Source organism: Micromonospora sp. NPDC005367 (assembly GCF_040606825.1).
GTDB lineage: Bacteria > Actinomycetota > Actinomycetes > Mycobacteriales > Micromonosporaceae > Micromonospora.
In genome coordinates this window covers 214,503-235,895 of record NZ_JBEXFP010000003.1, presented here as the reverse complement: position 1 = coordinate 235,895, position 21,393 = coordinate 214,503, and the positions used below count along the sequence as shown (strand labels likewise).

Here is a 21,393-nt window from a genome sequence, read left to right as displayed (position 1 = left end):
CCCTGTGCTCATGCTCAGCGGTGCCGGCAGGTGGATGTACGACCTGACCGGCAACGCCGGTCCGGGAAGGCGTATGGGCTTTGAATCTACGGATTCGGCAGACGATTCGACAGGCGCCGTTCGCACAATGATTGACGGATGTCTGTCAGAGGAGATGCCGGACAGACGGGTTGTCGCCGGCTGGCTCACACAGGCGCCGCATTGCGGACCGGGCGCGGCCTCGGAGGCGGGAACCAGTACGAGCAGCGTCTGCTCGCGGTCCTCGGTCGTCCGTACGGCCTCGGAGTGCAGCCGGTCCTGTTCCGGTCCTCAGCAGGGCCGGCCGGCTTCCGGTCCTCAGCAGGCCGGGCCGCTCATCGCCCGCCGCCATCACCTTCAGCAACCGGTCCCCAGCCGCTGAAATCTACCAACCAAAATCGCCGGAGACACCGTTGGCGAGACAGGCCCTGCTGTCCGTCGCCCGCCCGGCGGCCGACCAGCCCCGGGCCGGCCACCGGCCCGAGGTTGTGCCCCCTCAGCCGAGCTTCTTGACCAGCGTCTCGAACGCCAGGTCGTGACGGCGGGGCAGGCCGAACCGCTCGTCGCCGTAGGGGAACGGGGTGAGTTCCCCGGTGCGGACGTAGCCGCGCCGCTCGTACCAGGCGATCAGGTCGTCCCGTTGCGTGATGACGGTCATCCGCATCTCCCCGGCGCCCCACTCGCGCTCGGCGTGGCGCTCGGCCACGTCGAGCAGTTCGCGCCCCAGCCCACCGCCTTGCCGGAACGGTGCGACGGCGAACATGCCGAAGTAGGTGTGGTCGTCGCGGCGTTCCACCTGGCAGCAGGCGACGAGTCCGGTCTCCTCCTCGACGACGAGCACCGAGCCGCTCGGGTCCGTCAGCGCGGTGGTCACCATGTCGCGGTCGGTGCGCTGGCCGTCGAGCAGGTCCGCCTCGTGCGTCCAGCCGGCCCGGCTGCTCTCCCCCCGGTACGCCGACTCGACCAGGTCGACGATGGCGTCGACGTCGGCGAGACCCGCGATGCGGACGGTACGGTCGGCGGCGCTGGTCATCGGCGGAACTCCCCAGGTAGAGACAGTCGTTCAGCATCGTATGCGGCCGACCGGACGTCACCTGCCGGACGCTGACACAGCGGAGTGGTCAACGGCCGTTCTCGGCGGCGTTCCGGCGCAGACGGGACGGTGTTGTGCCGGTCGTGGCCCGGATGGCCTTTCCGAAGGCGGAGGGGGAGCGGTAGCCGACGCGGCCGGGCGTGCACCACGTACGGCGCAACCGCGACTCGATGCCGCGGGTGTGCGGACCACCGACAGCGGCGCGGTCGAGGTGGATCAGTATCTCCGCACCAGCCGACCGGACATCTTCGCGGTGGGCGACGTCAACGGCGGGCCTCAGTTCACCTACATCGCCCTCGACGACTACCGGATCGTCGCCGACCAGATGGCGGGTGAGGGGAAGCGCTCCACGGCCGACCGGGTGGCCGTGCCGTACACCCTCTTCATGACGCCACCGCTGGCCCGCGCCGGCACGGTCGAGACCGACGCCATCCTCGGAGCCGCGCTGCTCAGCGTGGACGAGCAGGAACTGGTGAACACCGTGGCGCCGGCGATCCGCGGCGGGGTGACCGCCGGCAGCCTGCGGGACGCGATCTGGACCCACCCCAGCTCAACGGAGGCGTTCAACGAGGTACTGGCCAACGTGGTGCGTTGACCGGCCGCCGTCACAGCCTGGCGCGCTCGATCGCACGATCAGTCCCCGGCCGCCGGATCGCCGGACACCTCCGGCCTGATCCGCGCGACGGAATCCTCCAGCGGCCGCCGCCGGCTGCGCACCGCGTCGAGCAGCGCGACAAGAGCCAGCACTCCGGCGACCACGCTCAGTCCGGTCATCGGCGGCCAACGGGTCAACCCCGTCGTGACCAGCAGCAGGATCGCCAAACCGGTCATCCGTGACCGGGAGACCCGGCCCAAGACCGTGTAGTCCAGCCGAATCCGAGCGACGAGGAAGAGCGCGGGGCCGCCCACCACGAACAGAAGCCACGTCGGCCGCGACGGCCCGAACGGATGATCGATCACCAGTGCGTAGCCGACCGCAGTGACCAGCACGCTGAACACGATCAACGCATGGATCCGCTCCGACGCCGTAGCCAATCGGCCGGGCATGCCCGCCCGCCCCAGCGCCTCGTTCAGCAGCCGGCCGGCGCGGTGGAAGTAGATCCGCCACAACAGCACGCTGGTGGTGAAGGCGATCGTGAAGGCAGCGACTCGTTCCGCCGAGTAGTCGACGCCGCTGAAGACGGTGCCGATGACCAGGATCGACTCACCGAGCGCGATGAGGAACATCTGCTGGTGGCGTTCGGCCAGATGCTCCCCGGCGATCCGCCAGCGACCGATCGCCGCGGTGCCCAGCCGGGGCAGCGGCCAGCCCAGAACCCAGGCGAGGTAGTCCACGGCGAGCGCGGCAGCCCAGAGCGGCACGCGAAGCCGGTCCGGGCCCAATGCGCCTACCAGCCAGAGCGGGGCGGAAAGCGCCGACCAGGCGGCGAGTCGAAACGGCACCAGCCGTCGTGGATGCCCACGCAACACGGCAGCGATCACCAGCGGCCGCACCAGCATCACCGTCAGGTAGGCGACCGTGAACACGAACGCCCGTTCCTCCATGGCGCGCGGCAGCGTCACCGCCATCACCAGGGCAGCGAACATGGTGCCGATCACGACCGCCTGGATGGCCGTCCGCTCCGGTTCATAGCGACTGGTGATCCAGGCGGTGTGCGACCAGATCAACCAGAGCGCCAGGAACAGCAGCAGCGTACGACCGAGCCCGGCGACGAGCATCCAGCCGCTGTCGTCGCCGGCCTCGGTGAACCGTTGCGAGACCCGGGTGAGGGCGGCGACGAAGGCCAGGTCGAAGAAGAGCTCCAGGAAGGTGGCGCGTCCCGAACTCGTCGCTGGGCGCAGCAGGTCCGTACCGCGTCGCGCCACCATCGTCCGGCCCCCCGTCCGCCCTGTGGCACCAACGAGTCGGCCGTCGACGGGGTTGCGTCGGCCGGTGGCCGGGGCGTGCCGCCTGCCCGGCCACCGGAGGCGATCAGTTGACGTTCCTGCCCTTCGGCGCGGTGTCCCACTCGGAGCGGCCGAGGGTGGTCATCCATTCCCGGACCTTGCCGGTGTCCGTCGGGGAGAACGCGAGACTGAGCAGGAGCAGCAGCCGGGCCTTCTGCGGCAGCAGGTCGCCCCCGGCGATGATAGGGAGGCTGCTGCTCCCGCCGTAGGTGGAGCCGGACCCGGTGCGAGAGGCGGTCACGAAGACCACGCCCGACCGTGCGGCGGCCGTCCGGGCGCTGCTCTGCGCGGAGGAGAGACCGCCGGATCCGGTGCCCGCCGTGACGATGCCCTTGACTCCGGCCGCCGCGAAGGCGGTGATCGCCTCACCGCCGGCCTGCTGGTAGCCGTAGACCACCTCGACTCGGGGCAGCGCGGCCGGCTCGATCTGCGACATGTCGAACGGCGTCATCCAGCGGTTCTTGTCGTCGCAGTCGTCCACTCGCGACGGCGCCCGGCCGACCTTGATGTTGGGCCCGTCGATCCAGCCGAGCACGCCGAGTTCGCGGGTCTGGAACGTGTCCATCCGGTAGGTGCTCGTCTTGGTGACGTCCCGGGCGGCGTGGAACTCGTCGCCGAGCATGAGCACCGTGCCGTAGCAGTAGGTGGACTGGCTCGCCGCCAGGACGATCGAGTTGTAGAGGTTCGCCGGGCCGTCGGCCCCGATGACCTGCGGACCGTCCGGGGTCACCGCGGCCCACGGACGCATCGCCCCGGTGAGTACGACCGGCTTGCGGCTCTGCACGGTCAGGTCGAGCCAGTACGCGAACTCCTCCATCGTGTCCGTGCCGCTGGTGACCACGACGCCGTCCGAGCTCCGCAGTGCCGACTCCACGGCGAGGGTGAGCGCGTGGAACTCGGCCATGCTGTACCCGCCGGAGCCCTTGTTGCCGAACTGCACCGTTGTCACGTCGGCGACCTCGCCGATCTCGGGCTGTAGTTGGGCGACCATGTCCTTGATCGCGATCCGCCCGGACTGGTAGTTGGTGAAGCTGCTCCGCGAGGTGGCGACGCCCGAGATCGTGCCGCCGGTCCCGATCACGGTGACCTTGGGCTTCTTGGTCTTCACGGCGGCGACGGCCTGGGTGTAGGCCACGCTGCGGATGCCCTCCGGACCGGTCACTGCGAGCGCGTGTTCGCGCGGAGCGTCCGCCGGTGGTCGAGGTTCCGCCGTGACGGCGAGCACGACGGCGGCAGCGACCGCGGCGGTGATCATCGGTGTCAGGATGGCGCCGAGGCGGCGGGGGGAGATGGTCGGACGACCTTGCAGGCTGGGCAAGTTGACCTCCGCGAAAGCTGGGATGCGCATTCTCCGGTGTGCGCTTTCGTCGGTACTACAGGTTCATGCCCGTCTATCGCTACCTCTTGCGGACCGCCATGTGTGTCGAGAGGGCGGTTCGGAGGCCTATGTCCGTTTGTTGAGCTGGAAATCCGTGCTCGTGGTGCTCTCGCGGGGCGTGCGGTCCGGCGCGTCGGCGTGGAGATCGTTTGCGGCGATCTCCACGCCATCCACCGTTGAGCGTCACGGGGCGACTGCGGCCATCACCAATTCCGCGATCTTCTTCTCGACCGCCGGGCTCCACCTCTGGAGCGCGTACGACACCGGCCACAGGTCCCCGTCGTCGAGCTTGGCCGCGTCCTGGAACTCCAGCGTGGAGTAGCGGGTGTTGAACTTCCCCGAGTTCTTGAACGCGACGACGATCTTGCCGTCGGCGTTCGCGTACGCGGGCATCCCGTACCAGGTCTTCGGCGACAGCTGCGGAGCGGCCGTGGTCACCGTCGAGTGCACCCGCTCGGCGAGCGCACGATCGTCCGGCGCCATCTTCGCGATGCTGTCGAGAGCAACTTGTAGCTCGTCGGCCTTCTTGGCGCCCTTCTTTCCCTGGGCGCGCAGCTCGGCGGCGCGCTCCTTCATGGCGGCACGCTCGTCGGCGCTGAAACCGGACTCGGTCGTGGAAGTCGTCGCGGGCATTCGGGCTGCCTTTCGATCCTCGGGCTCGGCGACATGCCGGCCGTCTGAAAGGAAGGCTAGGCCCGGCGGCTCCCCGGTGCTTCTCGATTCCTGACCGGATCGGGCCGTCGTGGCTGGGTGACCCGTAGGTGTCGTCGTTCGGCCAGTTCCTCCGCGCCGACGACGGTGAGTACCGGGGTGCCGGGCGGCGCGAACATGGTCACCACCAGCTGCGACTGCGCGTCTGGAAGGTTGTTGGCACCCTGGTAGTGGATCACGTCGCCCCCGGGCTCGAAGAGGGCGTCACCGGCCTTGAGTACCCGGGGCGGCTGCCCTTCCAACTCGAAGAGGATCTCGCCTTGCGTGACGTAGCCGAAGAGCGGCCCGGGGTGCCGGTGCGGCGGCGCGCCGGGGTCGCCGGGCGGCAGGGTGACCCGGATGGTTCTGGCCTCGGCGCCGGCCGGGATCCGGGCCGCCGCCTCCGGCAGGGTCGCGATCACCTCGACGCCTGGGGGCAGGTGTGCTTGCTCAGCGCTCATGTGTTCCTCCATCCGGCGACTGTTCACGAGCAGGGACCGGACAGCCGCCCTGTTTGTGACGGACCTACCCGACGAACCTGCTCATGGCCGCCGGAGATCCGGTCGCGCGGGCACCGGCCGGTGTCGCGAAGCGTCAGCCGGGGGGGCTATAGCGGTCAGAGGTCCTTCTCGAAGGAGAGTTGGTTGTACGGCGAGGTGCCGTAGGCGCCGATCTCGCGGTATCCGGCACTGCGGTAAAGAGCGATGGCTTCGCCGAGCGAGTTGTGGGTTCCCAGCCGGACCGTGACCACGCCGTGCGCGGCGGCGTCGGCTTCCAGTTGCTTCAGGAGGCGTCGGCCCAGGCCGAGGCCGCGGATTGACGTATCGGTCCACAAGTGGCGGATCTCCGCGATACCGGGGGCCAGCCGGACCCATACGCCGCATCCGGCGGGTCGGTCGCGCTCGCAGGCGAGCAAGAGCGTCCCGTCCAGTTCCTCGGGTCGGGTCAGCGTCGCCTCGTCGTAGCCTCCGGGGAAGCGTTCGGCCAGCTCGGTTGCGTACCGGCGCAGGCACCGCCATGCTCGTTGGTCATCCGCCGAGACCGGGGTGATCGTGACTGTCGCCAGACGTAGCAGCCGCCGGACCTGTTGCTGGGCGGCCACCAGCTCATCCTGCTGGCCCGGAGTGAGCTCGCCGAGCAGGTCGACGACACCGGCACGAGACCGATCATCGAGGGCGCTGCGTTCCCGTTGGCCGGCGTCGGTGAGCTCAGCGATCCTGGCTCGGCCGTCGGCGGGATGCGGGACGACCCGGACCAGCCCCTGCTCTTCGAGGGCCCGAAGCAGCCGGCTCAGATACCCGGAATCCAGGCCAAGACGGCTGCGCAGCTCACCAACGGCGGTGCGGTCACCGATCTCCCAGAGCAGTCGGGACAGCCCGAGGGGGCGATCAAGGCCGAGGTACTGATCGGTGAGCAGACCCAGACGCGCGGTGTAGAAGCGGTTGAAATCCCGTACCCGCTCGATGACGTCAGCCTTCATCCCGTCGAGATTAGCTGACCGAGGTCAAACGAATCATCGGACGATCCGGAGGTCCGTTTCGCCTGGCCTTACCAGGTCCCTCCACGTGAAGATCCCTCGGCGCCACCTGTGGAGATCGGCGTTCGTGGTGCGGCTGGTCAGGGCGACGGTCTCCTGCTTCCGTCGATCACCAAGTGACATGCACGGCTGATCGCCGCACCCGCCCCGGGGCCTGCCCGCTGTGTGGTGGGGAGTCGCACCTCCCGGACGGCGCGGGCGGCGGCCGGAAGCCGCGTCGCGATGCAGTGGGGGTCAGGCGGACCGCCTGACCCCCACCGGTCGGTGCGGCTCTCTGTCAGCCCAGGTACTTCTCCCATGGGCCGGTGATGGCCAGCGTGAGGCCAGGGTCCTGCATGTTGACGAAGAGCACCTTGCCGTCGGCGCTGAAGGCCGGCCCGCAGAACTCCGAGTCGTTGAGCTGGTTACGGGCGATCGCGTACGTGGGGCCGCCCGGGGTCGCGCTGAGCACGTGGGAGGCGCCCGAGCCGTCCTCGGCGAGTACGAGGCTTCCCCACGGGGTGACGGTCACGTTGTCCGGGCCGTCGAAGGTGAGGTCGTTGTACTTGACCGGCGTACCCTCCTCGGACTGGGTCTGGTGCGGGAAGTACGTGACCAGCTGGATGGTCTGGGCCCGGTAGTCGTAGAACCAGACCATGCCGTCGTGCGGGGCGGCGTCCGTGGGGAGGTCACCCTCGTCCCAGGCGTAGGAGTTGACCACGTAGACGCCCTCGTCGGTGCCCCACACACCCTCGAACTTGCGTCCGCGCGTGACCTGGCCGTCGGTGAACTGCTCGCGTACCGGCCTGGTCCGCGCGTCGCGGTCGGGCACCTCGATCCACCGTACGGGGAACGGACGGCCCAGCTGGGCGGAGGTCAGGTAGGCGACGTCGGGCAGCACCGATCCGTCGTCCATGATGATCTGCATCGCGGCGAGGACGCCGGCGTTCGGAGCGAGGCCGGTGAGCACGCCGGGACCGACCTTGACCCCGTGCGGCGCGGCCCAGCGGTAGAAGAGGCCGTTGGGTCCGTCGGCGTCCTCGGAGAGGTAGATCTTGGTGCGGTCCTTGTCGACCGCCAGGGCCTCGTGGGAGTAGCGGCCCAGGCACTTGATCGGCCGCGGGTCCGCGCCACCGTCGGCGCGGACCTCGAAGACGTAGCCGTGGTCCTTCTGGAAGACGCCGGACCGGCCGCCCTCCGACCACTTGTCGCCGGCCCGGTCCTCGGTCTCCTCGCAGGTCAGCCAGGTACCCCAGGGGGTCGGTCCGCCGGCGCAGTTGGCGACGGTGCCGGAGAGGGCGACGAACTCACCGAGGTTCCGCCCCGCGCCGTCGGTCCTGATCACGGTGCAGCCACCGGCGTCGACGGCGCCCGTGTCGTAGACCGTGCCCTTGACGTGCGGTACGCCGAACTCGGCGCCCGGGTCGATCTCGTGGTTCTGGATCAGGGTGTAGCGGCCGTGGCCGGCGTCGTAGACGGCCATGCCGTCGTGGGAGGACGGGGTCGGGCCCTGGCCGTGGTCGAGGCGGGTGACGCCGGTCCGGGTCACGATCGTGTAGCTGAAGCCCTGCGGCAGGGCCAGGATGCCGTCGGGGTCGTCCACGAGTGGCGGGAAGGGCACCCGGCCGGATCCGACCGGCGGGCGGGTCCCGCCCGGGTGGGCCTGGGCCAGGGAGGGGAAGGCGCCGGCGACGGCGATGCCCACACCGGCGGCCGCGCCGCCGGCGAGGAAACTGCGACGGGAGGAAGGCACGTGGATCAGCTCCTGATCGAGACAAGTGCGACGCGTTGCAGCCAACTCGCGTGCGCGTACACCGACGCGTCGCTCGTGAGATCGGTCGATGACATCAGAGTTAAGAATCGGGGCTAGGCACGCGCTGCTCAGGCGGCGCGTACCGCCCGTGACGCTCCCGAGCACGCGATCCGGGGACGGCTGACCCGATCGGACTCACCTTGACAGGGGCGGCTAATCGGATTAGCTTTTAGCTAACCGAGTTAGCCAGCCCCCTGGAGGGTTCCATGACCGAGTACCTGACCGTCAACTCCGGCACCCTCGCCTACGAGGTGACCGGCGGCTCCGGACCGCTCGTCGTACTCGCCCACGGCATGGGCGACAGCCGCGAGGCGTACCGGTTCGTCACCCCACACCTGGTGGCTGCCGGCTACCGGGTCGTCGCGGTCGACCTGCGCGGCTGCGGCGAGTCGAGCGCGCAGTGGCCCTCGTACAGCCGCACCGACATCGCCGGCGACCTGCTCGCGGTGATCCGGCACCTCGGTGGCCCGGCCGTGCTGGTCGGCCACTCGATCTCCGGCGGAGCCGCCACCATCGCGGCCGCCCAGGCACCCGACCTGATCACCGGCATCGTCGAACTGGCTCCGTTCACCCGCAAGCAGTCGATCAAGCTGAGTGACCTGCGGGTCGGCCGCTACCGCAACGGCATGCTCCGGCTGCTCGGCGCCGGCCTGCTGGGCAGCGTGCCGCTCTGGCGCAGCTACCTCGACATCGCCTACCCCGGGAAGAAGCCGGTCGACTGGACCGACCGGACGGCCCGGATCGACGCCATGATGCGCGAGCCCGGCCGGATGAGGGCGATGCAGAAGATGGGCCAATCGGCGCCCGTCGACGCCGGGGCGCAACTGGGCGACGTACGCTGCCCGGTGCTGATCGTCGAGGGCTCGCTCGACCCGGACTGGGCCGACCCACGGGCCGAGGGTGAGGCGATCGTGGCGGCCCTGCCGGCCGGACTGGGCCAGCTGGAGATGATCGAGGGCGCGGGTCACTACCCGCACGTCCAGTACCCCGACGAGGTGACGTCCCTGCTGCTCACCTTCCTGCGGGCGCACACCCGCGCCTAGGGCCTGGTCAAAGTCCCTGGCCGGCCCCCGCCCCACGCCTCGTCCGTCGTGGTGTCCTCAGACGAGCAGACGCTCCCGCAACGCCGCTCCGAGGTTGAATCGGCCCACCGTCTGCGGGCCGGTCGGATCGTGCACGTCGAGGGTGTTGTTGCGGCGCATCAGCTCACGAACCGGAGGCGGCAGCCGGGGTGGGTCGTCCATCGCCGCGAGAACCTGGCCGGCGCTCGTGATCAGCCGATCGACCAGGGTGGTCGCGTCGGTGTCCACCCGCACCCGGCCGTACTCCCAGCCGGCGGTGGTCAGGTCGAGCACCTCGAACACGCGGGTGACGAGCGGGTTCGGGTCGGTCAGCCGGTCGAGCCGGGACGCCCGGCCGCCGACCACCGTGACAGCGGCCGCGACCTGGGCGTACGGGTGGAAGCCGGACGGCAGCGCGATCAGTGGCCAGCGGAGTGCCTGGCCGGCCTCCTTCCACAGCGGCCGGTAGTTCCGGCGGTGCACCAGGAGCCGGCGGCCCGTCCGTAGGTGGATCTCATGGGCCTGCGCCTGTAGATCCGTGTGGGCTTCCTCGGCGACCTGGCTGACGATCCGAGCGGCAACGATCAACCCGTCGTCACCGTCCAGCATCCCGCTGACCGCCTCGACCTGCTCGGGAAACCCGACCTGCGCCCGGGCGCCGTACCGGTACTGGACGTCGCGTAGCAGCGCCTGCTGCCGCTCCGGATCGAGTTGGACCCGCCCGCCGCCCAGCAACCGCCGGAGCCACCGCATTTCGCCTCGTTTCAGCAGAACCATGCCGGACCGCGGCAATGCTAGTGCGTCCGGCCTCCCTTTTGTCCCGCGGCATCGCCTGACACGGATCTCGGATTCCGGCCGCCTGCCGCCCGTCGGCTGGCAGGGTAGATGTCCATGGACAGGAAGCGCGTCGACGGTTGGATCGCCGCCTACGAGCAGGCGTGGCGAACGCCGGGCACGGACCCGCTGGTCACGCTCTTCACCGCAGATGCGAGCTACCGGAATGCGGGCCAGTGCTCCGGCCTTCAGGCCGGGGGTGAAGGCCCGCGCGGGGAGGGTCGTGAGGCCTGAGCAGTGCTTTAATCGGGATGGTTCTGTTGCTCGATGTACTGTTTTACGGCGTTCAGCGGTGGACCGTCGACCGAGCCTGCGAAGTACGAGCCTGACCACAGTTTGTTGGCCCGGTAGTAGTGGCGCACGAGGTCGGGGAATTCCTGCCGTAGGCGGCGCGAGGAGACGCCTTTGAGGCTGTTGACCAGCCGGGCGACCGCGACTTTGGGCGGGTAGTTGACCAGCAGGTGCACGTGGTTGTTCTCGCCGTTGAACTCGACCAGCTGAGTTTCGAAGTCGGCGCACACGTCCTGCATGATCGCCTCCATTCGGGTCAGGTGCCGGTCGGTGAACACGTTGTGCCGGAGCTTCTGACGAAGACCAAGTGGACGTGCATCGCGAAAACGCAGTGTCTGCCGGTGCGTATGTCTTGGATTTCAGCCATAGACCAACATGATACTGTGGCGGTCGTGCAGCTCCGTTACAACTATCGGGTCTACCCGGACGCCGCCCAGCGCACCGCGCTGGCGCAGGCGTTCGGGTGCGCGCGGGTGGTGTTCAACGACGGGTTGCGTCTGCGTCAGCAGGCACGGGAGGTGGGTGAGGAGTACGTCTCGGATGCGGAGTTGTCCAAGCGGGTCATCACGCAGGCCAAGACGACCCCGCAACGGGCGTGGCTGGGTGAGGTGTCCTCAGTCGTGTTGCAGCAGGCCCTCGCGGATCTGAACACCGCGTACCGCAACTTCTTCGCCTCGGTCTCGGGCAAGCGCAAGGGGCGCAAGGTCGCCCCGCCCCGGTTCCGGTCGCGCAGGGACAACCGGCAGGCCATCCGGTTCACCAAGAATTCCCGGTTCAAGGTCCTCGACAACGGCCGTCTGCGTCTGCCGAAGGTCGGCGACCTGGACGTGCGGTGGTCGCGCCAGTTGCCGTCGGACCCGTCGTCCGTGGCGATCATCAAGGACGCGGCAGGCAGGTACTTCGCCTCGTTCGTCGTCCAGACCACGGACCAGACGCTGCCCGAGTTGGACTCGGAGGTCGGCATCGACCTGGGGTTGACGCACTTCGCGGTGCTCTCGGACGGCACGAAGATCACGGCGCCGAAGTTCCTGCGTCGCGCGGCCCGCAAGCTCAAGCGGCTGCAGCAGGCCCTCTCGCGCAAGCAGAAGGGCTCGAACAGGCGCAAGAAGGCCGTCGTGAAGGTCGCTTGCGCCCATGCGCGGGTGGCTGACACCCGGCGGGACTGGCAGCACAAGCTGTCCACGACGATCGTTCGCGAGAATCAAGCGATCTACGTCGAGGATCTGTGCGTTGCCGGTCTCGGCCGGACCAGGCTCGCCAAATCGGTGCACGACGCCGGGTGGGCCAGCTTCACCGCGATGCTGGAGTACAAGGCGGCACGTTACGGGCGCACGTTCGCCCGGGTTGACAGGTTCTTCCCGTCCACCCGGATGTGCTCGGCATGCGGCCGCATCAGCGAGAAGATGACGCTCAACGTCCGGTCGTGGGACTGTCCCTGCGGAGCAGCCCACGACCGGGACGTCAACGCCGCCATCAACGTGTTGGCCGCCGGACAGGCGGACAACGAAAACGACCGTGGAGCGCACGTAAGACCGGCATCCGTGCCGGCAGCGCGCAGAGAAGCGGTAACCCACCCAGACGCCGCGTGTTCCACACGCAGCGTGGAGGGAATCTCCGTCCTTTAGGGCGGAGAGGATGTCAAGGCGACCCGGTCGACCAGGAGTACCGGGACCTGTGGATCATGCGATTCGCCGAGGACGGACGCTGCCGGTCGTTCGAGGAGTGGCCGTTCTGGCCTGGACAACAGCCGGCGAACCCTCCCGACGGACCGTGACCCGGTAGTTACGGCACTCATTGCAGGGTGAGCGCGGTTTCGGACTCGAGGCGGGACAGCTTCTCCGGGTTACGGACGTAGTAGACCCCGGTGACCAGGGCGTCCTCGATCCGCAGTGCGGCGACGCCGTCGATCTCCCCGTCGACGCGGAACAGCAGCGCCGGGCTGCCGTTGATCACGGTCGGCTCGGTGGTGAGGGTGCCGCCGACCTTGCGCACGCTACCGATGAAGAATCGGATTGCCTTTTCCGGACCGACGATCGGCCGCGCCGCCGCCTGTTTGACGCCGCCACCGTCGCTGAGCACGACCACATCGGGCGCGAGCACGTCGAGCAGACCCCGCAGGTCGCTGGTGTCGACCGCGCGCTGGAACGCCTCCAGCGCCGCCCGGCTCTCGCTCGGGGAGACCACCTTGCGGGGGCGGCGGGCCTCCACGTGCCGCCGGGCGCGGTGCGCGATCTGGCGTACGGCCGCCGAGCTCTTGTCGACGGCCGCCGCGATCTCGTCGTAGCTGACGTCGAACGCCTCACGCAGCACGAAGACGGCGCGCTCGGTCGGCGAGAGCGTCTCGAGGACGAGCATCATGGCCATCGACAGGCTCTCGGCCAGTTCGACATTCTCGGCCGTGTCCGGTGCCGTGCGCAGTGGCTCGGGCAGCCAGGGGCCGACGTACGCCTCCTTGCGCCGCTGCATGGCGCGCAGGCGGTTGAGCGACTGGCGGGTGGTGATCCGGATCAGGTAGGCGCGTGGATCACGTACCTGACCCGGATCGACCTTGACCCACCGCAGCCAGGTCTCCTGAAGTACGTCCTCTGTGTCGGCCGCCGATCCGAGGATCTCGTAGGCGACGGTGAAGAGCAGGTTCCGGTGGGCTACGAACGTTTCCGTCGCCGGGTCACCGGCGTGGTCGCTCATCTCGGCGTCTCTCCTCCAGCCGGCCGGCTGGTGACCGTCGTCGCCTCGCCGGCTTCGGCGCGCCGCGACTCCTGGCGCTGGCGGTCCTTGAACCAGAGATTGAAGAAGCCGGGCCTACGCGCCTCGTGCCGCAGCTGCCAGACGGTGCTCTTGCACACGGCCTCCTTCATCATCGCAACCGGCCGGCCGCCCTGGAGGAACACCCCGGTCGCGGTGTCGTTCCTCCTGGCGTACTGGATGATCCCGGCGCGCCGTCCCAGGCTTATGCACTCGCCGAAGAAGCCGACGTCGAAGGCGGCGGGCGGCGCGCCGGCGAGCCGGCTCAGCACCGTCTCGGCGGCCTGCGGGCCCAGCTGCACCGCGGACTGGCAGCTCATCCGCACCGGCAGGTTCGACGGCGCCGCCGAGTCCCCGGCCGCGACGATGCGTACGTCGTCCACGCTCGTGAGAGTCTCGTCGGTGAGCAGGCGGCCCAGGCCATCGGTGCTCAGCCCGCTGCGCGCGGCCAGGTCCGGCACGCCGAATCCGGCGGTCCAGATGGTCACGCCGCTGGGCAGCTCGCGGCCGTCGGCGAGCTGGACGGCATCACCTCTCACGCCGGTCACCGTTGCACCTGGACCCTCGATCACGGTCACGCCGAGTTTGGCGAGCCGTCCGGCCACCGAGCGCCGGGCACGCGGATGCAGGTACGGCCCGAGTACCCGTCCGCACACGAGGGTCACCTTCCGGCCCAGCTCCGCCAGCTCGGAAGCGGTCTCGAGGCCGGTCGGCCCGGCTCCCACCACCGTCATCGCGGCCGATGCCGGCGCGGCGTCGACGACCGGCCGCAGCCGTCGTGCCTCCTCCAGGGTGGCGATCGGGTAGGAGTGCTCCGCCGCGCCGGGCACGCGCGGGTCGGCGCTGCCGCTGCCCACGGCGTAGATCAGGTAGTCGTAGTCAAGGGTGCCGCCGCTCGCCAGGGTGACGCGACGCCCGGTCGTGTCGATCCGGGTCACGGTGTCGACCACCAGCCCGACGCCGGAGGCCAGGATCTCCTGGTAGTCCACGATCGCGTCGTCCGATCCGCCGACGAGTTGGTGCAGGCGGATCCGCTCGACGAAGGCCGGGCGCGGGTTGATCAGGGTCACCGCCACGTCGTCGCGTCGGGTCAGGCGGTTGGCCGCCATCACGCCCGCGTACCCGCCGCCGACCACGATGACATTCGTCTTCTCGACCATGGCCTCTCCTTCTTCAAGGTGTGGCCTTAAGACACCGGGCGTACCGCTGTTTGTGACATCGGTGAGCCAGATCACTCACCGGGCCGACCCGTGAGCACGCGGGCGCCGGATCAGCCGCCGAGGGGCTGGCGACGCCACGAATGGAAGACACCTCGATGCCGGCTCATGACCAGTTGAGACGTTGGCGCAGGAGGGATCGTTCGGCCGGGTTGGTGCTCAGGGCGAGGGCACGTCCGTCAGCGGCTCGTGCCTCGACGGTGTCACCGATGTCGCGGAGAAGTTCGGCGCGAGTGGCGTGGAAGAGATGGTAGTGGCTCAGCTCGCCGGCCAGGCGATCAACTTCGGCGAGCGCGGCTGCCGGGCCGGCGACGAAACGTAGCGCGATCGCCCGATGGAGACGGGTGACCGGTGACGGTGCGAGGTGCAACAGCAGGTCGTACAGCACCGTGATCTGGGTCCAGTCGGTGTCCTCCCACCGGATGGCTTCCGCGTGACAGGCGACGATCGCTGCTTGCAGCTGGTATGGGCCTGGTCGCCGCTGCGCTGCGGCGCGGGCGATCAGCCGACTCGCGTCCGCGATGGCCTGGTGGTTCCACGACGATCGATCCTGGTGTTGGAGCGACACGATCTCGTTGTCGCGGTCGAAGCGGGCGCCGGCCCTGGCCCGGTGCAGCCGGATCAGGGCGAGCAAACCGGTGACCTCGGGCTCGGTGGGCATGAGCTGATGCAGCAGCGCGGCGAGGAACTCGGCGTCGTCGGCGACGTCGCGAGACTGGGGCTGGTCGCCGCCGGTGGACAGGTAGCCCTCGTTGAACAGCAGATAGATCACGGCGAGGACTTCCGCGAGGCGGTCGCCGAGGTCGTCCGGGGACGGGACACGGTACGGGATGCCGGCGTCGGTGATCTTCCGTTTGGCGCGAGTGATGCGTTGGCCGATGGTGCTCTCCGGGATGAGGAACGCTCTGGCGATCTGTGCGGTGGTCAGGCCACAGACCACCCGGAGAGTCAGGGCGATCTGGGCGGTACGAGGCAGTGTCGGGTGGCAGCAGGTGAAGATCAGCCGTAGACGGTGGTCGGGCTGCGGCTCGGCCGGCCACGGCACCAGGGCGAGCTTCTGCCGGTGACGATGCTCGCGGCGGAGGTGGTCGAGGCCGCGGCGGCGGGCAACGGTGTACAGCCACGCGTCCGGTCGGTCTGGGATGCCCTCCGCGGGCCAGTGCGTCAGGGCGGCCTCGACAGCTTCCTGTACGAGATCTTCGGCGGCGCTGAAGTCGCCGACCAGATGGACGAGGGACGCGGCGAGCCGGCCCGCGTGGTCGCGCACCACGCGGGCGAGCTCGGCGTACGTCGGCTGGGTCAAGCGGCGATGGGCCGGATCTCCACCACGGGGCAGGCCGGCCACGACTTCGCCACGCGTAGGGCCTCGTCGAGATCGGCCACCTCGATCTCGGCGTACCCGCTGATGATCTCCTTGCCTTCGACGAACGGTCCGTCGGAGACCAGTGGCTCGACCCGGTCGAGCCGCAGCGTGGTCGCGGTGTCCGGCGGCAGGAGATGGGAGTGGTGGGTGATCTTGTCGTGGTGGTCGGCGAACCACTGTCGCACGCGGTCGTAGGCGCGTCCGCGCTCGGATTCATCCATGGCGGCCAGGTCGGCAGCGAACTGCTCGGTGTCGACGAACATCAGCACGTACTTCATCGTTCCTCCGGTCGGTCCGATGCGGACAGGGTGGCCATTCGTCGGGTCAGCTCCGCGTTCCGCTCACCGTAGAACTGGTTTTCCGATGCGCGCTGCACCGTCGCGCCGCATACGACCAGGCAGGGCGTGGCCCGGTGGTAGTTGTCGGGAATCGGGTTGGAACCGGCTGACAGCGTCACTGGCGATCCTCCTTCGTCGGGCCTTCACCAGTCAGACGACCGGCGAGCGGCCGGATCCGACAGCCCGCCGGAACTTCTTCGGGCGAGCACCATCGGTACGCGGGCGTCAAGGCACGACTGCGCAAGGCGCACCCGCCGATCGGGGCACTTCTTCGCCATGGGCGGCCGACCTTGGAAGTCCGCTGAGCCCGCCTTTCGCTGCACTAGCCTGCGCTGCGGCAGGAGCAGCCGCTCTGACATCCGCAGGAGTCGGTCCCGGCGGTGCTGCCGGTGCGGGCCGGGGCGCAGCAGGCGTCGCCGCGCCAGGCTTCCCGGCCTTCCTTGACGGCTGCGGCCGCGATCACCAGCGCCGCCACGGGGTCGGCCCAGGACCAGCCGAACAGGCTGTTCAAGCCCAGACCCACGAGCAGCACCGCGGACAGGTAGGTGCACAGCAGCGTCTGTTTCGAGTCGGCGACCGCGGAGCGGGAGCCGAGCTCGCGGCCGGCCCGCCGCTGGGCGTAGGACAGTGCGGGCATGATCAGCAGCGAGAGCGCCGCGAGGACGAGCCCGACGCTGGAGTGTCGCGGCTCGGCGTCTCCCACCAGTGCCCGTATCGATTCGACGCTCACGTAGGCGGCGAGGGCGAAGAACGACACCGCGATGACGCGTAGCGCGGTCTTCTCGCGTGCCTCCGGGTCGCGGCCGGCGAACTGCCATGCCACCGCGGCGGCCGACGACACCTCGATCACGGAGTCGAGCCCGAACCCGATGAGCGCCGTGGAGGAGGCGTGGGTACCGGCGGTGATCGCGACGACGGCCTCGATCACGTTGTAGGTGATGGTGGCGGCCACGAGCAGCTGGATCCGCCGCGCCAGCACCGCCCGCCGGGCGGGGGGCGAGCCGAGCACGGGTAGCTGGCGTGACGGGGAGGCCATCAGCAGCAGTCCTTGCTGCCGGCGTCGGAGCAGGCTGCCGGATCCACGGCCAGTACGAGTCCCAGAAGGTCGCCCAGGGCGTGGGCGAGGCGAGGATCGGCGAGCTCGTAGCGGGTGCGCCGGCCTTCCGGGGCGGCCACGACGAGTCCGCAGCCGCGCAGGCAGGCGAGGTGGTTGGACAGGTTCTGTCGGGTGGTGCCCAGCAGGTCGGCGAGTTCCGCGGGGTAGCCGGGCGCTTCCTTGAGGGCGAGGAGCAGGCGGGCGCGGATCGGGTCGGACAGGGCGTGGCCGAACCGGGCGAGCACCTGCCCGTGCGTCAACGTCTCCATGGCCCGATAGTACATTGCGTGATGTACTAACCCGAGTGCGTGCTCAGGTGCAGGTCGGTTGTCGGCGGGGCGTACGCGGCTCCCGCCGTTGCGTCGGGGAGATGTCGACAGCGCCGCTCAGCGGGCCCGTTTCGTCGCCCGTTTGCGGGGTGGCGTCAGCAGGTCGGCTATCTGAGCGATCGCGGCCGGCACCAGGCGGTAGTACGCCCAGACGCCACGCTTCTCGCGTTCGAGCAGGCCGGCCTCGGTGAGGATCCGGAGGTGATGACTCACGGTCGGCTGGGAGAGTCCCAGCGGCGCGGTGAGGTCACTCACGGAGGCTTCACCCTCCGGATTGGACTGGATGAGGCTGAGCAGCCGCAGTCGGGCCGGATCGGCGAATGCCTTGAGCACTCCGGCAAGGCGTTCGGCGTCGGCACGTTTGATCGGCTCCCCGGCAAGCGGCGACATCGCAGGCATGGCGGTTTTCGCAGGTACCACGCGCTCCATAGTTGCACCGACACCATCGACAAGTCTCAGGAACCGGGACCCGTACCCCGATGGCGGTCACGGAGCCGGCGGCGAAGGCCCGGCCTCAGCTCCGGTCGGTGGCGCCTCGCGGGGTCGCGGGCTTGTCGGCGTGCCGCCCGCCGGCGGGATCGCGGGTGCGCCGGAGTCGCGCCGGCTGGGACGCCTGAATCGGTGACTGCCACAAGCATGCCGACTGGCGATGGCCGGAACTTCGGAAGATTCAAGATCAAATTAAGGAAATTAAGGTGCGGGCATTGACCCCTTAAAAAAGTCAAAGTAAAACTGATGCGTACGCGTCGCCGGGGTTGAGGGAGTCGAGGGTGGACTGGCAGGAGCTGACGGACCTGACGCGCGGGCAGCAGTTCGTGGTCGAGCGGGTCCGCCTCGCCGGCAGCGGCGTCGTCGTCGAGGGGCAGTTCGAGCCGCCGCAGCTGGCCCAGCTCGGCGTCGACGACCAGGTGTTCGTTGCCGCGTTCGTACGGTCGCACGGTTCGATCAAGGAGATGGAACGGATCTTCGGGGTGAGCTACCCGACGATCAAGTCCCGGTTGAACCGCATCGCCGAGCACCTCGATTTCGTCGACACCGATCCGGCACCCACCGGCGCCGACGTCGTCGACCGGCTGCGGCGGGGGGAGATCAGCGTCGAGGAGGCGCTGGCCGAGCTGGAGAAGTCCCGGTGATCCCGCAGTTGGTGACGGTAGGTCATCGCCGTCCCGACGGCCGCTGGCGACGGCTGTACGTCCCTGTCCTGCCGGTAGCACTGGTGCTGTCGCCGCTGCTGCTGCTCGGCGTGCTCGGCGGACTGGTCGCCTGCCTGGTCTTCCGGGTCAGCCCGGTGGGCGCGCTGCGTGGCGCCGGTCGCCTGTTGTGGGCGCTGCCCGGCGCCCGGTTCGAGATCGAGGACGGCCGGACGGCCGTGCTGGTGAGCGTCAGATGAGTCGAAGGGGAGAAGCGACGATGAATGAACAGCGCCGCCAGGTCCTGCAGATGCTGGCCGAGGGCAAGATCACCGCGGACGAGGCCGAGCGGCTGATCGACGCCCTCGAACGGGAACAGCCCGCTTCGCCGCCGGGGACCGCGGCCCAGCCGAAACCGCGACCCAAGTACCTGCGCGTGGTGATGAACTCGGAGGACCACACCGGCGGCGACGGGCCGAGCCGGGTCAACGTCCGGGTGCCGCTACAACTGCTGCGCGCCGGGGTCCGGCTCACCAGCCTCGTCCCTCCGCAGGCGCTCGCCCGGGTGAACGTGAAGCTGCACGAGTCGGGGGTGCCGATCGACCTCACCCAGCTCAGGCCGGAGCACATCGAGGACCTCATCGAACATCTCGACGACCTCACCGTCGACCTCGACGACCCCAGCGCCAAGGTGCAGGTGTTCTGCGAGTGACACCGTCATGGAGCCGGGCAGGTCCGGGTGACGGGCGGGGGCTGGCGGCGGTCAGGAAAGGCGGCGGGAGTGGGCCGCGAGCAACGAACGCAGCGGCGCCGGGTCCGCAGCAGCATCGAGGCCACGCTTCGGCAGTACGAGCATCGACCCTCCGCGCCGCTGCGACGCGAGCAGGACGAACGACCGGTCCGTCTCGACATGAAGCGGGTACTGCGCCCAAAGTGTCGTGGACTGTCCGGTGGCGCTACGCACGTGGATCCCGCCCTCGGTGACCGTGGCCTGCATGGGCTGCGACAGCCCGGGATTGCCGCGCATGATCTGCCGCACCGACAACCGGTAGATCCACGAACCGTTGGAGACCCGGCGCAGCAGGACGCTGAACCCGGCGGCAGCGAGCACCACCACGACGAAGAAGACGGCCATTCCGATGAGGGGACCCGCCGCCATGTCCCCGGACAGCGCGGAGGAAACGAAGACGACGGAGACCGCGGCAACCGTCAGGAGAGTGCTCAGCCACCGCAGGTACCAGGGACGCGAGATCCTGCGGGTCTGGGCGCCGAAGCCGTCAAGCAGGTCGTCCGAGGTGAGCGTGTAACGCAACTCCACCGGGTCGGCCGTCACATTCTCCGAGGGCATGGCGGGGAAGCTTACTGGCCCCGCGCACACGCGCGAACCGGGCATGACGCTGCCGGGTTTCGAGACGACTGATTCTGGTCGCCGGGCAGTCCCGGGACGGCGGGCCGTCGTACGGATGGGGGCGTCAGTTTGCCCTCCCTGAGGGTCCGCTCGCCCGTTGAGCAGTAACGCATCCGGCGTGCGCATCGACGGGCGGTAGAGCGGGCGGGCGTCGATAATGACAAGAGTGCCGCTCGCCTTCGTCCTTCACCATCACCGCAAACCACGACCGCACTTCGACCTGCGGCTCGAGGAGAATGGTGTGTTGCGCTCCTGGGCGGTACCTCGCGGGCTGCCGGACGATCCCAGCGACAACCGGCTCGCGATCGCCGTGCCCGACCACCACCTTGACCACCTCACCTACGAGGACGCCGACAAGTCGATCGCCGACATCGGCACGTGGGAGGAGCACGACCGCACCGAGCGCCGGATGTTGTTCACCTTGCACGGTCGTACCGGCCCCCGGCGATACGCGCTCATCCGCACTGGCGAGGGGTGGCTGCTCCACCTGACGAAAGAGCAGCCCTCGGCCGAGCGCGCATAGCAGGTGACGCCACCGGTGCGACGGCGGCCGCGCGGGAAGTGCTGCAGGTTCAGGCCGTGGTCTCCTTCTCGGCGCGCTCGGCGTCTAGGAAAAGTCCGAGGGCTTCCACGACCAGGCGGTGGTCGTCGAGTTGGGGAAGCCCCGAGACGGTGACGGTGCCGACCGGGCCGGTGCCCCTCAGGATGATCGGGAAGCAGCCGCCGTGTGCGGCGTAGCGGGCCGGATCGAGGTGGGCCTGCTCCTCGAAGGTGGCGCCGCGGTCACGGTAGCTCTGGCCGACGAGGTAGGAGCTGTGACCGAACCGGCGCACGACGCGGATCTTGCGCTCGATCCAGTCGTCGTTGTCGGCGGAGGTACCGGGCAGCGCGTAGTGGAAGAGCTGGTGGTCGCCGAGGCGGATGTCGATCGTGACGCCGTGGCCCCGTTCCCTGGCCATCTCGACCAGGCGCGTCCCCAGGGCCCACGCGTCGTCGTGGCCGAAACGGTCGAACTGGAGGCGTTCTTCCTGCTCCTGAAGCTCTGGCATCACGGTGTACGGCTCCCTTCCTCGTTCGTCACAGCGATCTAAACAGAGCAGGAGGCGGTCAGGCGCCACGGTGTGCC

Annotated in this window: 26 protein-coding genes and 1 pseudogene; 8 read left to right on the top strand and 19 right to left on the bottom strand. The window is 69.3% G+C overall.

Annotated features, from left to right (window positions below):
• Nucleotides 1–514: 514 nt before the first annotated feature.
• Nucleotides 515–1,051 (bottom strand): GNAT family N-acetyltransferase, encoded by a 537-nt coding sequence (locus ABZS42_RS03790; RefSeq protein ID WP_355142257.1) that lies wholly within the window; start codon nucleotides 1,049–1,051, stop codon nucleotides 515–517.
• On the opposite strand from ABZS42_RS03790, the gene ABZS42_RS03785 reads away from it, so the two are divergent.
• Nucleotides 993–1,706 carry an FAD-dependent oxidoreductase gene (locus tag ABZS42_RS03785; RefSeq protein ID WP_355142255.1) on the top strand — a complete coding sequence of 238 codons (714 nt, stop codon included), beginning with the start codon at nucleotides 993–995 and terminating at the stop codon, nucleotides 1,704–1,706. The two genes, ABZS42_RS03790 and ABZS42_RS03785, sit on opposite strands and share 59 nt — an antisense overlap.
• A 38-nt stretch (nucleotides 1,707–1,744) precedes the next feature.
• Here ABZS42_RS03785 and ABZS42_RS03780 read toward each other — a convergent pair whose 3' ends face one another.
• The 6 genes from ABZS42_RS03780 to ABZS42_RS03755 form a co-directional block, all read right to left on the bottom strand.
• Nucleotides 1,745–2,980, bottom strand: coding sequence for a low temperature requirement protein A (locus ABZS42_RS03780; protein ID WP_355142253.1), 1,236 nt, complete (start codon nucleotides 2,978–2,980; stop codon nucleotides 1,745–1,747).
• A gap of 103 nt (nucleotides 2,981–3,083) precedes the next feature.
• Nucleotides 3,084–4,313, bottom strand: coding sequence for an asparaginase (locus ABZS42_RS03775; RefSeq protein ID WP_355142251.1), 1,230 nt, complete (start codon nucleotides 4,311–4,313; stop codon nucleotides 3,084–3,086).
• A gap of 306 nt (nucleotides 4,314–4,619) precedes the next feature.
• A complete protein-coding gene (locus ABZS42_RS03770) occupies nucleotides 4,620–5,069 on the bottom strand; it encodes a hypothetical protein (protein ID WP_355142249.1) in 450 nt (149 codons plus the stop codon).
• Nucleotides 5,070–5,125: 56 nt separating this feature from the next.
• Nucleotides 5,126–5,587, bottom strand: a complete 462-nt coding sequence (locus ABZS42_RS03765) for a cupin domain-containing protein (RefSeq protein WP_355142247.1) — start codon at nucleotides 5,585–5,587, stop codon at nucleotides 5,126–5,128.
• A 155-nt stretch (nucleotides 5,588–5,742) separates the two neighbouring features.
• Entirely contained in the window at nucleotides 5,743–6,606 is an 864-nt protein-coding gene (locus ABZS42_RS03760) for a MarR family winged helix-turn-helix transcriptional regulator (RefSeq protein WP_355142245.1), read from the bottom strand.
• A 334-nt stretch (nucleotides 6,607–6,940) separates the two neighbouring features.
• Entirely contained in the window at nucleotides 6,941–8,395 is a 1,455-nt protein-coding gene (locus tag ABZS42_RS03755) for an alkaline phosphatase PhoX (RefSeq protein ID WP_355142243.1), read from the bottom strand.
• Nucleotides 8,396–8,661: 266 nt separating this feature from the next.
• Between ABZS42_RS03755 and ABZS42_RS03750 the strand changes: the two genes are divergently transcribed.
• Nucleotides 8,662–9,498, top strand: a complete 837-nt coding sequence (locus ABZS42_RS03750) for an alpha/beta hydrolase (RefSeq protein WP_355142241.1) — start codon at nucleotides 8,662–8,664, stop codon at nucleotides 9,496–9,498.
• Between the two features lie 57 nt (nucleotides 9,499–9,555).
• Here ABZS42_RS03750 and ABZS42_RS03745 read toward each other — a convergent pair whose 3' ends face one another.
• Complete coding sequence (locus tag ABZS42_RS03745) at nucleotides 9,556–10,269, bottom strand: hypothetical protein (protein ID WP_355142239.1); 714 nt, start codon at nucleotides 10,267–10,269, stop codon at nucleotides 9,556–9,558.
• A gap of 138 nt (nucleotides 10,270–10,407) precedes the next feature.
• Here ABZS42_RS03745 and ABZS42_RS03740 point away from each other — a divergent pair, with 138 nt between their 5' ends.
• Nucleotides 10,408–10,584 carry a hypothetical protein gene (locus ABZS42_RS03740; protein WP_355142237.1) on the top strand — a complete coding sequence of 59 codons (177 nt, stop codon included), beginning with the start codon at nucleotides 10,408–10,410 and terminating at the stop codon, nucleotides 10,582–10,584.
• An 8-nt stretch (nucleotides 10,585–10,592) separates the two neighbouring features.
• On the opposite strand, the pseudogene tnpA reads toward ABZS42_RS03740, so the two are convergent.
• Nucleotides 10,593–11,008: pseudogene (gene tnpA / locus ABZS42_RS03735) on the bottom strand (IS200/IS605 family transposase).
• On the opposite strand from tnpA, the gene ABZS42_RS03730 reads away from it, so the two are divergent.
• Complete coding sequence (locus ABZS42_RS03730; protein WP_355142351.1) at nucleotides 10,989–12,266, top strand: transposase; 1,278 nt, start codon at nucleotides 10,989–10,991, stop codon at nucleotides 12,264–12,266. The pseudogene tnpA and the gene ABZS42_RS03730 sit on opposite strands and share 20 nt — an antisense overlap.
• 166 nt (nucleotides 12,267–12,432) lie before the next feature.
• Here ABZS42_RS03730 and ABZS42_RS03725 read toward each other — a convergent pair whose 3' ends face one another.
• The 8 genes from ABZS42_RS03725 to ABZS42_RS03690 all read right to left on the bottom strand — a co-directional run bounded on the left by ABZS42_RS03725 (nucleotide 12,433) and on the right by ABZS42_RS03690 (nucleotide 18,128).
• On the bottom strand, nucleotides 12,433–13,329 hold the full coding sequence (locus ABZS42_RS03725) for an RNA polymerase sigma-70 factor (protein WP_355142235.1): 897 nt from the start codon (nucleotides 13,327–13,329) through the stop codon (nucleotides 12,433–12,435).
• Nucleotides 13,326–14,546 carry an FAD-dependent oxidoreductase gene (locus ABZS42_RS03720; protein WP_355142233.1) on the bottom strand — a complete coding sequence of 407 codons (1,221 nt, stop codon included), beginning with the start codon at nucleotides 14,544–14,546 and terminating at the stop codon, nucleotides 13,326–13,328. The genes ABZS42_RS03725 and ABZS42_RS03720 overlap by 4 nt, the downstream gene beginning before the upstream one ends.
• 163 nt (nucleotides 14,547–14,709) lie before the next feature.
• Entirely contained in the window at nucleotides 14,710–15,906 is a 1,197-nt protein-coding gene (locus ABZS42_RS03715; RefSeq protein ID WP_355142231.1) for an RNA polymerase sigma factor, read from the bottom strand.
• Nucleotides 15,903–16,244 (bottom strand): YciI family protein, encoded by a 342-nt coding sequence (locus tag ABZS42_RS03710; protein WP_076469873.1) that lies wholly within the window; start codon nucleotides 16,242–16,244, stop codon nucleotides 15,903–15,905. The genes ABZS42_RS03715 and ABZS42_RS03710 overlap by 4 nt, the downstream gene beginning before the upstream one ends.
• On the bottom strand, nucleotides 16,241–16,423 hold the full coding sequence (locus ABZS42_RS03705) for a hypothetical protein (protein ID WP_355142228.1): 183 nt from the start codon (nucleotides 16,421–16,423) through the stop codon (nucleotides 16,241–16,243). The genes ABZS42_RS03710 and ABZS42_RS03705 overlap by 4 nt, the downstream gene beginning before the upstream one ends.
• Nucleotides 16,424–16,626: 203 nt before the next feature.
• Nucleotides 16,627–17,340: a cation transporter gene (locus ABZS42_RS03700; protein WP_355142226.1), complete on the bottom strand. Its 714-nt coding sequence runs from the start codon at nucleotides 17,338–17,340 to the stop codon at nucleotides 16,627–16,629.
• On the bottom strand, nucleotides 17,340–17,669 hold the full coding sequence (locus ABZS42_RS03695) for a metalloregulator ArsR/SmtB family transcription factor (protein WP_355142224.1): 330 nt from the start codon (nucleotides 17,667–17,669) through the stop codon (nucleotides 17,340–17,342). Before ABZS42_RS03695 ends, ABZS42_RS03700 begins: the two co-directional genes overlap by 1 nt.
• A 117-nt stretch (nucleotides 17,670–17,786) precedes the next feature.
• Nucleotides 17,787–18,128 (bottom strand): metalloregulator ArsR/SmtB family transcription factor, encoded by a 342-nt coding sequence (locus tag ABZS42_RS03690; RefSeq protein WP_355142349.1) that lies wholly within the window; start codon nucleotides 18,126–18,128, stop codon nucleotides 17,787–17,789.
• 371 nt (nucleotides 18,129–18,499) lie between these two features.
• Between ABZS42_RS03690 and ABZS42_RS03685 the strand changes: the two genes are divergently transcribed.
• Genes ABZS42_RS03685 through ABZS42_RS03675 form a run of 3 tightly spaced genes read left to right on the top strand, consistent with a single transcriptional unit; the run spans nucleotide 18,500 to nucleotide 19,571 of the window.
• The gene (locus ABZS42_RS03685; protein ID WP_355142222.1) at nucleotides 18,500–18,862 is read left to right on the top strand and encodes a DUF2089 domain-containing protein; all 363 of its coding nucleotides are present in this window, start codon (nucleotides 18,500–18,502) and stop codon (nucleotides 18,860–18,862) included.
• Entirely contained in the window at nucleotides 18,859–19,119 is a 261-nt protein-coding gene (locus tag ABZS42_RS03680; RefSeq protein WP_355142220.1) for a hypothetical protein, read from the top strand. Before ABZS42_RS03685 ends, ABZS42_RS03680 begins: the two co-directional genes overlap by 4 nt.
• Nucleotides 19,120–19,139: 20 nt before the next feature.
• Entirely contained in the window at nucleotides 19,140–19,571 is a 432-nt protein-coding gene (locus ABZS42_RS03675) for a hypothetical protein (protein ID WP_355142218.1), read from the top strand.
• 51 nt (nucleotides 19,572–19,622) lie between these two features.
• On the opposite strand, the gene ABZS42_RS03670 is transcribed toward ABZS42_RS03675, so the two are convergent.
• A complete protein-coding gene (locus ABZS42_RS03670) occupies nucleotides 19,623–20,207 on the bottom strand; it encodes a YcxB family protein (RefSeq protein WP_355142216.1) in 585 nt (194 codons plus the stop codon).
• Nucleotides 20,208–20,424: 217 nt separating this feature from the next.
• On the opposite strand from ABZS42_RS03670, the gene ABZS42_RS03665 reads away from it, so the two are divergent.
• On the top strand, nucleotides 20,425–20,790 hold the full coding sequence (locus ABZS42_RS03665) for a DNA polymerase ligase N-terminal domain-containing protein (RefSeq protein ID WP_355142214.1): 366 nt from the start codon (nucleotides 20,425–20,427) through the stop codon (nucleotides 20,788–20,790).
• A 49-nt stretch (nucleotides 20,791–20,839) separates the two neighbouring features.
• On the opposite strand, the gene ABZS42_RS03660 is transcribed toward ABZS42_RS03665, so the two are convergent.
• Entirely contained in the window at nucleotides 20,840–21,316 is a 477-nt protein-coding gene (locus ABZS42_RS03660) for a heme-degrading domain-containing protein (protein WP_355142212.1), read from the bottom strand.
• Nucleotides 21,317–21,393 lie beyond the last annotated feature (77 nt).

Excerpts from the sequence above, each read along its gene's own strand:
- ABZS42_RS03785 (WP_355142255.1), top strand. The coding sequence starts at position 993 with ATGGCGTCGACGTCGGCGAGACCCGCGATGCGGACGGTACGGTCGGCG.
- ABZS42_RS03790 (WP_355142257.1), bottom strand. The coding sequence starts at position 1,051 with ATGACCAGCGCCGCCGACCGTACCGTCCGCATCGCGGGTCTCGCCGAC.
- ABZS42_RS03780 (WP_355142253.1), bottom strand. The coding sequence starts at position 2,980 with ATGGTGGCGCGACGCGGTACGGACCTGCTGCGCCCAGCGACGAGTTCG.
- ABZS42_RS03775 (WP_355142251.1), bottom strand. The coding sequence starts at position 4,313 with ATGATCACCGCCGCGGTCGCTGCCGCCGTCGTGCTCGCCGTCACGGCG.
- ABZS42_RS03770 (WP_355142249.1), bottom strand. The coding sequence starts at position 5,069 with ATGCCCGCGACGACTTCCACGACCGAGTCCGGTTTCAGCGCCGACGAG.
- ABZS42_RS03765 (WP_355142247.1), bottom strand. The coding sequence starts at position 5,587 with ATGAGCGCTGAGCAAGCACACCTGCCCCCAGGCGTCGAGGTGATCGCG.
- ABZS42_RS03760 (WP_355142245.1), bottom strand. The coding sequence starts at position 6,606 with ATGAAGGCTGACGTCATCGAGCGGGTACGGGATTTCAACCGCTTCTAC.
- ABZS42_RS03750 (WP_355142241.1), top strand. The coding sequence starts at position 8,662 with ATGACCGAGTACCTGACCGTCAACTCCGGCACCCTCGCCTACGAGGTG.
- ABZS42_RS03745 (WP_355142239.1), bottom strand. The coding sequence starts at position 10,269 with ATGCGGTGGCTCCGGCGGTTGCTGGGCGGCGGGCGGGTCCAACTCGAT.
- ABZS42_RS03740 (WP_355142237.1), top strand. The coding sequence starts at position 10,408 with ATGGACAGGAAGCGCGTCGACGGTTGGATCGCCGCCTACGAGCAGGCG.
- ABZS42_RS03730 (WP_355142351.1), top strand. The coding sequence starts at position 10,989 with ATGTCTTGGATTTCAGCCATAGACCAACATGATACTGTGGCGGTCGTG.
- ABZS42_RS03725 (WP_355142235.1), bottom strand. The coding sequence starts at position 13,329 with ATGAGCGACCACGCCGGTGACCCGGCGACGGAAACGTTCGTAGCCCAC.
- ABZS42_RS03720 (WP_355142233.1), bottom strand. The coding sequence starts at position 14,546 with ATGGTCGAGAAGACGAATGTCATCGTGGTCGGCGGCGGGTACGCGGGC.
- ABZS42_RS03710 (WP_076469873.1), bottom strand. The coding sequence starts at position 16,244 with ATGAAGTACGTGCTGATGTTCGTCGACACCGAGCAGTTCGCTGCCGAC.
- ABZS42_RS03700 (WP_355142226.1), bottom strand. The coding sequence starts at position 17,340 with ATGGCCTCCCCGTCACGCCAGCTACCCGTGCTCGGCTCGCCCCCCGCC.
- ABZS42_RS03695 (WP_355142224.1), bottom strand. The coding sequence starts at position 17,669 with ATGGAGACGTTGACGCACGGGCAGGTGCTCGCCCGGTTCGGCCACGCC.
- ABZS42_RS03690 (WP_355142349.1), bottom strand. The coding sequence starts at position 18,128 with ATGCCTGCGATGTCGCCGCTTGCCGGGGAGCCGATCAAACGTGCCGAC.
- ABZS42_RS03675 (WP_355142218.1), top strand. The coding sequence starts at position 19,140 with ATGAATGAACAGCGCCGCCAGGTCCTGCAGATGCTGGCCGAGGGCAAG.
- ABZS42_RS03670 (WP_355142216.1), bottom strand. The coding sequence starts at position 20,207 with ATGCCCTCGGAGAATGTGACGGCCGACCCGGTGGAGTTGCGTTACACG.
- ABZS42_RS03665 (WP_355142214.1), top strand. The coding sequence starts at position 20,425 with ATGACAAGAGTGCCGCTCGCCTTCGTCCTTCACCATCACCGCAAACCA.
- ABZS42_RS03660 (WP_355142212.1), bottom strand. The coding sequence starts at position 21,316 with ATGCCAGAGCTTCAGGAGCAGGAAGAACGCCTCCAGTTCGACCGTTTC.